Annotated in this window: 12 protein-coding genes; 6 read left to right on the plus strand and 6 right to left on the minus strand. The window is 68.2% G+C overall.

Translation table 11 applies throughout. From position 1 onward, the window contains the following. Positions 1-113 precede the first annotated feature (113 nt). Positions 114-1,925: an AMP-dependent synthetase/ligase gene (locus ABD204_RS01570; RefSeq protein WP_194422970.1), complete on the plus strand. Its 1,812-nt coding sequence runs from the start codon at positions 114-116 to the stop codon at positions 1,923-1,925. A gap of 20 nt (positions 1,926-1,945) precedes the next feature. Next, positions 1,946-2,824, plus strand: coding sequence for a DUF1295 domain-containing protein (locus ABD204_RS01575; protein WP_194422971.1), 879 nt, complete (start codon positions 1,946-1,948; stop codon positions 2,822-2,824). 68 nt (positions 2,825-2,892) lie between these two features. Here ABD204_RS01575 and ABD204_RS01580 read toward each other — a convergent pair whose 3' ends face one another. From ABD204_RS01580 to ABD204_RS01605, 6 genes are all read right to left on the minus strand, one after another. After that, positions 2,893-3,735, minus strand: coding sequence for a cyclase family protein (locus ABD204_RS01580; protein WP_194422972.1), 843 nt, complete (start codon positions 3,733-3,735; stop codon positions 2,893-2,895). Beyond that, positions 3,725-5,242 (minus strand): sugar ABC transporter ATP-binding protein, encoded by a 1,518-nt coding sequence (locus ABD204_RS01585; protein ID WP_194422973.1) that lies wholly within the window; start codon positions 5,240-5,242, stop codon positions 3,725-3,727. The genes ABD204_RS01580 and ABD204_RS01585 overlap by 11 nt, the downstream gene beginning before the upstream one ends. Positions 5,243-5,245: 3 nt before the next feature. Then, positions 5,246-6,238, minus strand: coding sequence for a substrate-binding domain-containing protein (locus ABD204_RS01590; RefSeq protein ID WP_194422974.1), 993 nt, complete (start codon positions 6,236-6,238; stop codon positions 5,246-5,248). A gap of 49 nt (positions 6,239-6,287) precedes the next feature. Further along, positions 6,288-7,280, minus strand: a complete 993-nt coding sequence (locus tag ABD204_RS01595) for an ABC transporter permease (RefSeq protein ID WP_194422975.1) — start codon at positions 7,278-7,280, stop codon at positions 6,288-6,290. A gap of 72 nt (positions 7,281-7,352) precedes the next feature. Next, entirely contained in the window at positions 7,353-8,123 is a 771-nt protein-coding gene (locus ABD204_RS01600; RefSeq protein ID WP_194422976.1) for an SDR family NAD(P)-dependent oxidoreductase, read from the minus strand. Between the two features lie 32 nt (positions 8,124-8,155). Continuing rightward, the gene (locus ABD204_RS01605; RefSeq protein ID WP_194422977.1) at positions 8,156-9,100 is read right to left on the minus strand and encodes a sugar phosphate isomerase/epimerase family protein; all 945 of its coding nucleotides are present in this window, start codon (positions 9,098-9,100) and stop codon (positions 8,156-8,158) included. A 171-nt stretch (positions 9,101-9,271) separates the two neighbouring features. Here ABD204_RS01605 and ABD204_RS01610 point away from each other — a divergent pair, with 171 nt between their 5' ends. From ABD204_RS01610 to ABD204_RS01625, 4 genes are read left to right on the plus strand one after another with little or no spacing between them, the layout of a single operon-like run. After that, a complete protein-coding gene (locus tag ABD204_RS01610; RefSeq protein WP_194422978.1) occupies positions 9,272-10,993 on the plus strand; it encodes a dihydroxyacetone kinase family protein in 1,722 nt (573 codons plus the stop codon). 1 nt (position 10,994) lies between these two features. Continuing rightward, a complete protein-coding gene (locus ABD204_RS01615; RefSeq protein ID WP_194422979.1) occupies positions 10,995-11,450 on the plus strand; it encodes a ribose-5-phosphate isomerase in 456 nt (151 codons plus the stop codon). A 19-nt stretch (positions 11,451-11,469) separates the two neighbouring features. Beyond that, complete coding sequence (locus ABD204_RS01620; RefSeq protein WP_194422980.1) at positions 11,470-12,210, plus strand: triose-phosphate isomerase family protein; 741 nt, start codon at positions 11,470-11,472, stop codon at positions 12,208-12,210. A 22-nt stretch (positions 12,211-12,232) separates the two neighbouring features. Continuing rightward, the gene (locus tag ABD204_RS01625; RefSeq protein WP_322597472.1) at positions 12,233-12,958 is read left to right on the plus strand and encodes a GntR family transcriptional regulator; all 726 of its coding nucleotides are present in this window, start codon (positions 12,233-12,235) and stop codon (positions 12,956-12,958) included. The last annotated feature ends 64 nt before the right edge of the window (positions 12,959-13,022 follow it).

A 13,022-nucleotide genomic window follows, 5' to 3' on the forward strand; every position in this document is an offset into this window, starting at 1 on the left:
GGCCACACCCCGGCCGACCCCGGGATCCGCCCATCCGAACGACCCAGCGCTCCGAATCCTCCTCGAAGCGGGTCCTCGCCCACGCCCGCACACCTCGACCAGGAGACGACACCATGCCCGAGCGCACCACTGCACCTCTCGTCGACATCGACGACCACCGCAACGTCACCGAGCTGCTCATGCGTCGTGTCGCCGAGAACCCCCACCACGCGGCGTTCGACGTCGCCACCGGCGACCCCGACGCACCGTGGCGCCCGGTGTCGACGGCCGACTACCTGAGCGAGGTGACTGCGCTGGCCAAAGGGCTCATGGCCACCGGCGTCGAGGCCGGCGACAGCGTGGCCATCATGGCCCCCACACGCTACGAGTGGGCTGTCGCCGATCTCGCCGTCTGGTTCGCCGGGGCCGTGGTCGTGCCCGTCTACGACACTTCCTCGCCCGATCAGGTGGCGGCGATCGTCGCAGATGCCGAAGTGAGATTGGCGATCGCGGCCGGCGAGCGCCAAGCGCGATCCCTCCGCGAGGCACTCGATCGAGCCGCCGCCGCGCACCTCGGTGTGTGGACGATGGAGGCCGGTGTCCACGACCTCCTCGCCCTCGCATCTGCCGGCGACGAGGTGGACGACGCCCTGCTCGAGCTGCGCCGCACCCAGGCCGACCTCGACTCACCAGCGACCATCGTGTACACCTCGGGCACGACCGGTGAGCCGAAGGGGGCGGTCCTGACCCATCGGAACTTCGTCGGCCAGGTGCGCAACGTCGCCGCCGCATATCGCGAGGTCGTCCATGAGGGCGGGAACACCGTCATCTTCCTGCCCTTGGCGCACGTGCTCGCACGCGGTCTGCAACTGGTCTGCCTCGCCGGAGGTATGCGCATCGCGCACGTCGCAGACCCCGCCGAGGTGGTCGGGAGCCTGGCCGAGCTGCGGCCCACCTTCCTCGTGGTCGTCCCGCGGGTACTCGAGCGCATCCGGAACGCCGCGGCGGCCAAGGCCGATGCGACCCACCTGGGCGCGCTCTGGCGCGGCGCCGTCTCCACCGCGACGTCGTGGGCGACCGCCCTCGAGGCCGGCGAACACCCGTCGGTGCCATTGCGCGTGCGCCGCACCCTGTTCGACGCCCTGTTCTATCGGCGCCTGCGCACCCGCATGGGCGGTCGACTCGACTACATCCTCTCGGGAGGCGGCGCGCTGGACGCCGATCTGTCGCGGCTGTTCCGCGGCATCGGCGTACCGGTCATCGAAGGCTACGGCCTGACCGAGACCACCGCCCCACTGACCGGGAATCTCCCCGGCGACATCCGATCCGGCACCGTGGGATACCCCCTCCCAGGCTCGACCGTTCGGATCAGCGATCAGGGCGAGATCCTCGCCAAGGGGATCGGCATCTTCTCCGGCTACCGCGACCCGGAGCACACCGCCGAGGCGTTCGAGGACGGTTTCTTCCGCACCGGCGACCTCGGCCGCCTCGACGAGGACGGCCGCGTCGTGCTCGAGGGCCGACTCAAGGACGTCATCGTGACCAGCAACGGCAAGACCGTCGTCCCCCAGTCGTGGGAGAGCCACGTGGAGACCAACCCCCTGGTCGCCCACGCCGTCATGGTCGGCGAGGGCCGGTCGTATCTGTCGGCGCTGCTGGTGCTGGACCGCGCCGAGACCGGGGCGTGGGCCGCCGCCCAGAACCTCCGTCTCGAGGAGGTGTCGGGTCAGAGCATCACCCCGATCGCCGAACCGCGGCTCATCGCGCACCTGCAGGAGAGCGTCGACGCCGCCAACGCGCGCGTCTCGCGCAGCGAGAGCGTGCGCCGCTTCGCCCTCGTGTTCACCGACCTCGACGACACCCGCCTGGTCACCCCGACCATGAAGATCAAGCGGCGAGCTCTGCTCGAACGCAGCGGTCCCGCCGTCGAAGACCTCTACCGCTGACTCCCCCTCGAGAGGACATCATGAAATCCGACACCCGCGCGTCGCTGATCACGATCATCGTCGCCCTCGCCCTGGGTGCCCTGGTCGCTTGGGCCGGTGGCCATGGCAACGCCCTCGTTGCCGGCATCCCGCTGTTCGCGGTGGCGGTCGCCGTCGCCTACGCGATCCAGATCATCGTCTGGATCCCGTCGCAGATCGCGCGGTCGGAGCGCTTCTTCGACATCACGGGCAGCATCACGTTCATCGGCGTCTCGATCGCCCTCCTTCTGCTGGCTCCCGCCCCGGATGCGCGCAGCTGGGTGCTGGCCGGAATGGTCGTGCTGTGGGCCGTGCGACTCGGGTCGTTCCTGTTCGTCCGCGTGCACCGCAGCGGCGGCGACGACCGGTTCGACGAGCTGAAGACCAACCCCGTGCGCTTCCTGCGCGTGTGGGTGCTCCAGGGGGCGTGGGTCTCGCTCACCGCGTCGGCGGCGTGGATCGCGATGAGCAGCGAAACGCGCGCGCCCCTCGGCTGGCTCGCCTACGTCGGCATCGGCGTGTGGCTCCTCGGGATGGTCCTGGAAGTCACCGCCGACGCACAGAAGAGCGCGTTCAAAGCCGACTCGGCCAACGAGGGCCGCTTCATCCGCAGCGGCCTGTGGTCGCGGTCGCGCCACCCTAACTACTTCGGCGAGATCGTGCTGTGGATCGGCGTGTTCCTCGTCGCCGCACCCGTCCTCAGCGGATGGCAGTGGGTCGCGGTCATCTCACCGCTGTTCGTCATCCTTCTGCTCACCCGGGTCAGCGGCATCCCCCTGCTCGAGCAGAAGGCGGAGCGCACCTGGGGCGGACAGGATGACTACGAGGCTTACAAGAAGCGCACCCCCGTGCTCATCCCTCGGCTGTCCTCCCCCGCGTGAGGGCCCTGTTCCGGATGCTCCTCGTGTGAGGAGTGCCGCGGCCCGAGGGGGATCGGGCCGCGGCACGGTCACGTGCCCGGGACGAACCCGAGGGCGCGACCGGGCGCACCACTCCCGCGGGCGATCTTGAGCGGCGCGAAGACGAACAGCGCGCCGCGTGCCGGGAGCGCGGCAAGGTTGGCAAGCGCCTCGACGAAGACCAGACCGTTCGACAGCCCGGACACATGCACCGGGCCCCCGTCGTGCGAGGATCCCATACTCGGGCCGTCGGTACCGACGCACCGCACGCCTCGGTCGGCAAGATAGGTCATCGTCTCCACCGACGGCGCCGGCCACGCGGCGCCGCGTCCGTGGATGACCGCTTCCTGAGCGTAGTGGGCCCCCGCGCCGCCGGCCCGGTAGTGCATCGCATCCCAATCGGAGCGGAACAAGACCACGTCTCCCGGAGCGAGATCCCCGTATCGCTCTTCGAACGCACGAACATGCGCGATCTCGATCATCGGGCTGTGACCGTCCGCCACGGCGGTGCCGACGAGCGCGGTGACGTCGATCACCGCTGCGGGTCCCACGAGCTGGTCGAGGGGGATCCTGTCGGCCGTGATCGCCCCGGCCTCATCCGCCCCCTCGAGACCGGACGTCGGCGAGGGCACGAAGTGCGCCGGCGCATCGACGTGGGTTCCGGTGTGCTCGTCCATGAGGAGCCAGCGGGTCTGGTAATGACCGCAATGCGAGCGGAGCACCGCCTCATCGGAGAAGTCGTCGACGAAGTAGTTGAAGGTCTTCTGCTGATACGGCATATGGCCGGGCCACGAGCACGGCAGCTCCTCGGCGACCGTGAGAGACAGGTCCACGACGCTCGAACCGAGCCACGCGGCTCCGAGCCCGGAGCCGGGGAGGGGATCAACCGACATTCGCCACACCTTTCACTTCCGTCATCGCAAGAATGCTCTCCTCCGTGGCGTCCTCCCGCGAAACCTCCGAGACGATTCTGCCCCTGCTCATCACGAGCACACGATCCGACAGCGCGATCACCTCGGGGAGCTCCGAGGAGACCATCAGCACGGCCATCCCATCGGCGACGAGCCGATCGATCACCTTGTAGAGCTCGCCGCGGGCGCCGACGTCGATCCCCCGGGTCGGTTCGTCCAGGATCATCAGATCCGGACGGGCGAGCAGCCACTTCGCCAGCGCGACCTTCTGCTGGTTGCCGCCGGAGAGCACTCCGGCGTCCTGCCAGAGGCCCCCCGTCTTGATACGCAGATCCGCGACGACTCGATCGACCTCTTTCGCAAGGCGACGTCGCGGCACCATGAACCCCTTCGACTTCGCCAACGCCGCGAGCACGATGTTGTCGTAGATGGGGCGGGCGATGTGCACGCCCTGGGTCTTGCGGTCCTCCGGCACGAGCGCCATCCCCCGCCTCGATGCCTGCAGCGGCGAGGTCATCCTTCCGACCTTCCCGGCCACGGTCACCTCGCCGGAAGTCGCATGATCGGCGCCGAACACCGCGCGGACGAGCTCCGTGCGTCCCGAGCCGACGAGACCGGCGATGCCGACGATCTCTCCCGCGCGGACCTCGAAGGAACAGTCCTCGACAGCGCCCTCCACCGAGAGTCCGCGCACCGACAGGACGACGTCACCGGGTGTCTGCAGGTGGCGGGCCTCGTGCATCGCGTTGTCCAGTGTGCGGCCGACCATGGCGGGGATGAGGTCGTCCTGGCTGGTCACGGCGGGGTCGAATTCCCCCCGGGGTACACCGTCGCGCAGGACGAACATCCGATCGGCGACCGCGTAGACCTCGTCGAGCCGATGCGTCACGATCACCACGGAGCACCCGCGGTCACGGAGCGCCCGGATGAGCGAGAGGAGGGACTCCGTCTCGCGCTTGCCGAGAGCCGCGGTCGGTTCGTCGAGGATGAACAGTCTCGCATCCAACGTGATGGACTTGACGATCTCGACGATCTGCTGCTGTGCGACGCTCAACTCCGACACCGGGGTGTCGACATCGACGTCGAACTCGATTCCCGCGTCCGTGAACGCGCGAACAGCTCTGCTGCGTTGCTCGCGAGAACTCTTCCACCACCCGCCGACGTATCCGTCGGGCCGCGTGAGGGACAGATTCTCGGCGACCGACATCTCGGGGATGAGGTTGAACTCCTGCAACACGATCGCCACGCCGTGTTTCAGCGCCTGGGACGTGTTGCGGAAGTGCACGACCTCTCCGTTGACCGTGATCTCGCCGGTGTCGGGCTGGACCGCGCCCGCGAGCACCTTGCCCAGCGTGGACTTCCCGGCGCCGTTCTCACCGATCAAGGCGACGACTTCGCCGGCACCGATGGAGATGTCGACATCATCCAACGCCTGGGTCGCCCCATAGCGCTTCGAGATTCCCTTGGCCTCAAGCAACGCAGCAGACACTGATCACTCCTTGAACACGGTGTCTTGCACCTCGGCTTCGATGTCCTCGACGTTCTCACGTGTCACGAAGACGGTCGAGACCGCGATCTCCTCGTCGACGTCTTCCCCGTCGAGGTACGAGCACATCGCATCGAAGGACGCACTGCCCATGAGCACCGGCTGCTGCATCGCCGCCGCCGCCATCGTGCCGTCCTTGAGCGACTGCAGCGTGTCCGGGCTGCCGTCGAACCCGACCAGGAGCGGGGTCTCGGCACCGTCCAGGGCGGTGAGAGCACCCTGGCTGGCCTCGTCGTGCTCGGTGAAGATGCCGACGAGGTCGGGGTACCCCGACAGCAGGTCCTGGGTGAAGGTGAGACCTTCGGACCGGGTGTAGTCCGCCGATTCCAGGAGGGTGACGACCTCGTATCCGGCGGCCTCCACCGGCCCGGTAAAGCCGTTCGTACGGTCCTTGCCGTTCTGGCGCGACTGCGAGATGCCGATGATCGCGACCTCGCCGCTGTCGATCCCCTCCGCCTGGAGCTGTTCGACCAGGTAGGCGCCGGCCTCTTCGGCGGCCGCCTCATTGTCGGTCTTGACGAAGCTGACGTAGTCGCCGCTCTCAGTGCCGATATCGGCGATCACGACCGGGACACCGGCCTCGGCGGCGATCTCGAGCACCGCCGGCGCCGAGGCGCTGTCGGTCGGCGAGATGATGATCCCGTCCACGCCGGAGGTGATCGCGTCCTGCGCGTTCTGCAGCTGTTTGCTCTGGCTGTTGTCCGAATCGTAGACTGTGACGTTCGCGACGCCGTCGGCGGCGTCCTCGACACCGATCGACAGCGACCTCCAGAAGGAGATGCTCATCGCGGGGGTCAGGTACGCGATGTTCGCGTCCTGGCAGGCGGTGACGGTGTCGGAACCGGCGTCGGCGCCGGAGTCCGTCTGCCCGTCGACCGAGCATCCGGCCAACGTCACGGCAAGCGCCGAGGCGGCGGTGATGGCAAAGGTCCTCTTCATTGATCTCTCCTTTGATGGGTGAAGGGGTCGGGGGTGGTTGGGCTGGATGTCACCGTCGGCCCGGCCGCACCACGCGGTCCAGGACGACGGCGAGGATGATCACGACGCCGAGTGCGGTGCCCTGCCAGAACGCGTTGACGCCGAGGATGTTGAGGCCGTTCTGCAGGAATCCGATCAGGAAGATGCCGATCACGGTGCCGACGACGCTGCCCCGTCCGCCCATCAGGGATGCTCCGCCGATGACGACGGCGGCGATGGTTGACAGCTCGAATCCGGTCCCGGTATTCGGGTCGATCGTCCCCAGACGGGACGACTCGATCATCATCGCGAGGGCGCACAGCAGACCCGTGAGGGCGTAGGGGATCACCTGGTAGAACGACACCCGGATGCCGGAGAGCCTGGCCGCCTCGGCGTTCGATCCGATCGAGTAGATGAACCTGCCCGGCTTGGTCCTGGTGAGGAAGATGTGGGCGGCGATGTAGAGGACCACGAAGAGGATCACATAGAACTTGATCCCCGCGATGTTGCCCTTGCCGAACCAGTCGAAGGCCTCGGGGAGACCGAACAGGGATCGTCCGTCGGAGATCACGTACGTGAGCGACGATGTGATCGACAGCATCCCCAAGGTGACGATGAACGGGGCCAGCCGGAGATAGGCGATCAACAGCCCGTTCATGAGCCCCGCCAGAAGTCCGACCCCGAGCATGACGACGACGCCGAGGACGACCCCGCCGCTGACCATCACGAGGCCTCCCGCCATGATCGACAGCGCGGCGATGCCGCCGACCGACAGATCGATGCCTCCGGTGAGGACGACCAGCGTCTGGCCGATCGCGATGATGCCCAGCACCATCACCTGCGAGAGCACGTTCTGCATGTTGCTCGAGGTGAGGAACCGCGGCTGCAGGATCGCCAAGGCGACGACCAGGACCAGCAGCGCGACGAACATCACCATCTCGACGCGGTACGTGGCCACGAAGGGTCGCCAGCGGGAGCGGAGGGAGCCGATTCCCACAGCCGCCGTCTCGGTCTTGCTTGTCATGTCGGATTCTCGTTTCTGCTCGATTGCCGTACGCGCCCGGCGCCGTCGTCGATGACGGCGGCCGAAGCCGCGTCAGTGCATGTAGAGGCCACCGTCGACGTTGAGGGTCTGACCGGTGACGAAGCCGGCGTCTTCACTGATGAGGTACGCCACCGCCGCCGCGATGTCCCGGGGCGTGCCGATCCGAGGCAGGACGCCGTCGGCGGCCATCGCCGTCTTGCGCTCCTCGGTGAGGGTGCCGCCCATGATGTCGGTGTCGATGGGTCCGGGCGAGATGACGTTGGCCGTCACGCCCACCGGTCCGAGCTCTCGCGCGATGGATCGCATGAGTCCCACAACGCCGGCCTTCGCCGCCGAATACGGCGTCTTCGAGAACGTCCCGCCTCCTCGTTGCGCGGACACCGAGGAGATCCCGACGATCCGGCCCACGCCGTGGCGGACGAGCGTCCGAGCGACGCGTTGGGTGATCCAGTGCACCCCGTCGAGGTTGATCGACTGAACGCGCGTCCATTCCTCGGGCGAGACCTCCAGGTAGGGCACGGGAGACGAGACACCGGCAAAGTTCACGACGGCGACGATCTGCGGGAGCGCCGCTTCGAGGGCATCCACCGCGGCGACGGCCTCTTCGCGGTCGGCGACGTTGGCGCCCACGCCCATCGCCTGGACGCCGTGCAGCCGGGAGACCTCCGCCGCCGTGTCGGCTGCGGCGATGCCGTCGATGTCGATGATCCCGACGTTCCACCCGAGCTCGGCGAGGTGGAAAGCCGTTGCACGGCCGATGCCGCGTGGGCTGGCGGCGCCCGTCAGCAGGACGGTGCGCTCAGCGGGGAAGGTGACGGTCATGTCATGTCCTCTCATGGGGTTCGTCTGTCGGACTACTCACCGGCGGCCGGCAGCAGCGACCTCAGATAATCCTGGTTGGTGGCGCATACGCCCAAGCTGTCCCCGCCGTACTGCTCGAGCAGGAACGCGCCGCGGAAGCCGAGGTCGATGGCTTGCGCCACCACCTCTCGGTAGTTGATGAGACCGAGTTCGAGCGTCGTGGGGGTCGAGGTGAACCACGTGCCGTCCGCTGCCTCGTCACGCGCGTAGTTCTTGACGTGCCAGTAGTTGGCGTAGGGGAGCGTCTTCGCGTGAAGTTCTCGCCAGTCCTCGATCGGTCGGTGCAGTCGGATCAGATTGGCGATGTCCGGGTTGAGCCCGACATTGGCCAACCCGATGTCTTCGATCATCGACACCGCACTCTCGGCGGTGCCGAAGTACGTGTCCTCGTACATCTCGAGCGACATGGGCAGTCCCGCATCCGCAGCATGCCGACCCAGCTCGCGCAGGCGCGACACCGCGAGGCGACGCGTATCGGCGTCAGCCGGATCCACGGGTCCCTGAGCGGTCCAGAACCACAGGGCCGCCTGCTGCGCCGCTGTGAAGGGCTGGTGCAGGCCGGTGGAGAAGACCGTCAAGCCCAGCTCGGCCGCCGCGTCGATCGTTCGATGCGCGTAGGCGAGGTTCTGTTCGCCTCGTCCGGGCTCGATGACGCTCTTGCGCTGCACGTGGACGGAGAGCAAGCGGACACCGTGCGCGCGGGCGATCGCCTGAAGCTCATCTCGTCGGCTCGGCTCCAGATCGGCGGGCCGGATGAAGTTGTCCGCCAGCTCGACGGCGCTGAAGCCCAGACCGGCCAGCTGCGCGAACATCCCGTCCCACGCCTCGGCGGGCGCGTCGTGCACGCTCGCGCCGCCGGCGTTGAGCGCCGAGAAACCGTGCATGCACACGGCGATCGGCCAGGTATCCCGGGACGGTCCGGGTCGTTCGTCAGTCATCACGGCTCCAACGCTGCAGACAAGTCGACGGCTTCGTCGATATCCTCGATCCTATAGGACTTCGCCTGCTTGTCAACACATCGTTGATTTAGCGGGAGCGGAGGATGGCGGTTTCCAATTTTTCCTACTTCCTATATGATCTTTCCGAGTTCAACGTTGAAGGAGATCGCAGTGACGCGCCTGTACAACAACCCGGACGACTTCACGCACGAGATGATCGACGGCTTCGTCGCCGCGTCCTCCCGGTGGGTTCGACGCGTGCCCGGCGGCGTTGCGCGCGCCACGCGTGGATCCGAACCTTCGGTCGCCGTCGTCATCGGCGGCGGAAGCGGCCACTATCCGGCGTTCGGCGGACTGGTGGGTCCGGGGCTCGCCCACGGCGCCGCCATGGGGAATCTGTTCGCCTCGCCGTCCGCCCAGCAGGTCGTCGGCGTCGCCCACGCTGCCCATGAGGGTCGCGGTGTCCTCCTCACCTACGGGAACTACGCCGGCGACGTGCTCCACTTCGGGAGAGCGCAGGAGCTCCTGCGAGAAGCCGGGATCGACTGCCGAACCGTCCTCGTCACCGATGATGTGTGGAGCGCCCCGCCGGAGAGGGTCGAAGAGCGGCGCGGAATCGCAGGCGACCTCGTGGTCTTCAAGATCGCCGCAGCCGCCGCCGAAGAGGGCAGAGATCTCGACACCGTCGAGGCGCTCGCACGCCGGGCCAACGCGCAGACGCGTTCGTTCGGCGTCGCCTTCGGCGGGTGCACGATGCCCGGATCCGACGAACCACTCTTCGACGTTCCCGCGGGGCGCATGGCCGTCGGTCTCGGAATCCACGGAGAACCGGGAATCGACGAGGTCGAGGTTCCGACCGCCGAGGGACTCGCGCAGATGTTTGTGGCGAAACTCCTCGAGGAGATCCCCGAAGGCCTCCAGGTCGACGGGGCGCGGGTCGTGCCCCTTCTGAACGGCCTCGGATCGGTCAAGTACGAAGAGCTCTACGTGGTGTACCGCTCGATCGCCCGCCTCCTGGGCGAGGCCGGCATCGTCGCCGTCAGCCCGCAGGTCGGCGAATTCTGTACGAGCTTCGACATGCCCGGTGCTTCTCTGACCCTGCTCTGGCTCGATGACGAGCTGGAGCGTCTGTGGCACGCACCGTGCGACACCCCCGCCTTCCGACAGGGCGCGATGCCCCCGCGCGCATCCGTCGTCGACGACGAGGACCACGCCGTCGAGGACGACGTGCCGGATGCCTCCGACGCATCTCGTCGGGCCGCGTCCGCGGTGTGTCGAGCGCTCGAGGTCGCGGCCGCGCGACTGTCAGAGGCCGCCGATGAGCTCGGCCGTCTCGATCGCGTCGCCGGCGACGGCGATCACGGCATCGGCATGCAACGCGGATCCCGAGCCGCCGCGGCCGCAGCCCAGGACGCACGATCCCGGGGCGCCGGCGCGGGGACGACCCTGCTCCGCGCCGGCGACGCGTGGTCGGATGGCGGCGGCGGCACCTCGGGCGCGATCTGGGGCGAGATGCTCCGCGCGTTCGGAGCCTCGGTCGGAGACGAACGGCCCCTGGAGGCCGAGGCACTCGCCGTCGGCATGATCGCGGTGCGTGATGCCGTGATGTCCTTCGGCAAGGCGCGCCCCGGCGACAAGACGATGATCGACGCCATCGTCCCTTTTGCAGACACGCTCACCGCGCGACTCCGCGACGCCGACCCTTGCCGGACCGCCTGGCTCGCCGCGGTCGACGCCGCGGACGCCGGCGCCGCTTCCACCGCTCACATGACCGCCCGCCTCGGTCGCGCGAAGACGCATGGCGACAAGAGTCTCGGTACACCCGACCCCGGCGCGATCTCGTTCGCGATGGTCGCCGCATCCATCACCCCCACCATCGAGGAGAACGATTGACATGGCCCTACGACTCGTGATCGGCGCCGACGACGCCGGGTTCGACTACAAGGAGAAGATCAAGGCGGACCTGCTCGCCCACCCCGACGTCGCGTCGGTGACGGACGTCGGTGTCGACGCAGACAGCCACACGAACTATCCCACCGTGGCGACCACTGCCGCGGAGATCGTGGCCGCCGGCGATGCAGACCGCGCCGTGCTCGTCTGCGGCACGGGACTGGGCGTCGCCATCGCAGCGAACAAGGTCTCCGGCATCCGCGCCGTCACCGCGCACGACTCCTTCAGCGTGGAGCGATCGGTGCTCTCGAACGACGCCCAAGTGCTGTGCATGGGGCAGCGCGTGATCGGCGTGGAGCTCGCCCGGCGACTCGTGCGCGAATGGCTGGGCTACACCTTCGATCCGTCGAGCGCGTCGGCCGAGAAGGTCCGCGAGATCTGCGCCTACGAGGGCGCCTGACACGGCAGGAGGACGACCCATGCTCGTCGGTACGAGCCTGAAGATGTACTTCACCCACGCACGGACCGTGGAGTGGACCCGAACCGTGGCGGCCGGGCTGCGAGAACGATCTCTCGACGGGGTGGAGCCGTTCGTCATCCCGCAGTTCCCGTCGATCCCCGCCTGCCTCGAGGCCGCCCGAAGCAGCGGGCTCGCGGTCGGCGCGCAGGATGTCGCGACCCATGACGCCGGCGCCTTCACCGGCGAGGTCTCCGCCGCCGTGCTCGCGGAGATCGGCTGTCGCTACGTGGAGGCGGGGCATGCCGAACGGCGAGCGCTGTTCGGCGAGACCGACGACATCGTCGCCGCGAAGGCCGACGCGGCCCTTCGCCACGGCCTCACCCCGATCGTGTGCGTCGGCGAACCCGACCGAGGGGACCCCGCACGCGCGATAGATCACTGCCTCGATCAGATCCGCGCCGCGCTCTGCGTCGCCGACGCCGCAGATCGGGACGGCGAGATCGTGATCGCCTACGAGCCGGTGTGGGCCATCGGGGCCCCGGAGCCGGCCGGAGTGGACCATATTCGTGCGGTGTGCTCTGCACTCCGCGACGCCCCGCCGGCGCGCCCACGTCGCCGGCGGGTGATCTACGGCGGGAGCGCCCGTCCCGGACTGCTTCCCCTGATCGCGGACACCGTCGACGGGATCTTCCTCGGCCGCAACGCGCACGAACCTTCGGCATTCGAGGCCGTGCTCGATGACGCGGCATCTCTGGGCTGACAGGATGGAGCTGGGGGGATCAGTGAGTGAGACAGAACAGTCGACCGGCCTGTGGGGCACGGACCCGACACTCGAGCGACGTGGGTTGCGCGACCATGTCTACGATCGCATCCTGAACGGACTGATGCGTGGGGAGATCGACCCCGGTTCGCGCCTGTCCATCGACACCATCGCGCGCGAACTCGCCGTGTCACCGACACCCGTGCGCGAGGCGATGGTTCAGCTCGAGCGCACGGGTCTGGTGACCCGTGAAGCCCATAAGGGCTACCGCGTGGCGCCGCCCCTGAGCCGTGATCAGCTCGAGGAGCTCTTCGAGGCCCGCATGATGCTCGAGACCACGGCCACGGCACTGGCGACACCGCATCGACGCCTCCTCCTGGCCGAGCTTCGCCAGGCCGAAGCAGAACACCGCCGAGCCGGCGGCGAGGTCATCGCGGCCATCGCGCGCGGCGATGCCGACGACGTCGCCCTCACCACCTCCTATTTCTCCTCGGACGCCGCCTTCCACCAGGTGATCTTCGACCATTGCGGGAACCACTACATCCGACAGATGTCCGAGACCCTCGGCGCGCAGTTGCACCGCCTCCGTCAAACCGTGCTCCGCGGCGTGGACGACGTCAACGAAGCGATCGCCGAGCACGAGTCGATCGTCGCCGCCTTCGAGAGCGGCGCCCCCGACGCGCCGGAGCGAGCGATGCGCGCGCACATCGCACACGTACGGTCGCGCTCCATTGCGGCCGAGCACTGAGCACCGACACGCCCGTTGGCGACCTTCCCTTCCGTTACCCTTTCGTTATAGAGTGTGATCACGG

The organism is Microbacterium aquimaris (genome assembly GCF_039531285.1).
Lineage (GTDB): Bacteria > Actinomycetota > Actinomycetes > Actinomycetales > Microbacteriaceae > Microbacterium > Microbacterium aquimaris.

Coding starts and splice junctions, on each gene's coding strand:
- ABD204_RS01600 (WP_194422976.1), bottom strand. CDS start 8,123: ATGACCGTCACCTTCCCCGCTGAGCGCACCGTCCTGCTGACGGGCGCC.
- ABD204_RS01620 (WP_194422980.1), top strand. CDS start 11,470: ATGCTCGTCGGTACGAGCCTGAAGATGTACTTCACCCACGCACGGACC.
- ABD204_RS01570 (WP_194422970.1), top strand. CDS start 114: ATGCCCGAGCGCACCACTGCACCTCTCGTCGACATCGACGACCACCGC.
- ABD204_RS01595 (WP_194422975.1), bottom strand. CDS start 7,280: ATGACAAGCAAGACCGAGACGGCGGCTGTGGGAATCGGCTCCCTCCGC.
- ABD204_RS01580 (WP_194422972.1), bottom strand. CDS start 3,735: ATGTCGGTTGATCCCCTCCCCGGCTCCGGGCTCGGAGCCGCGTGGCTC.
- ABD204_RS01605 (WP_194422977.1), bottom strand. CDS start 9,100: ATGACTGACGAACGACCCGGACCGTCCCGGGATACCTGGCCGATCGCC.
- ABD204_RS01590 (WP_194422974.1), bottom strand. CDS start 6,238: ATGAAGAGGACCTTTGCCATCACCGCCGCCTCGGCGCTTGCCGTGACG.
- ABD204_RS01575 (WP_194422971.1), top strand. CDS start 1,946: ATGAAATCCGACACCCGCGCGTCGCTGATCACGATCATCGTCGCCCTC.
- ABD204_RS01615 (WP_194422979.1), top strand. CDS start 10,995: ATGGCCCTACGACTCGTGATCGGCGCCGACGACGCCGGGTTCGACTAC.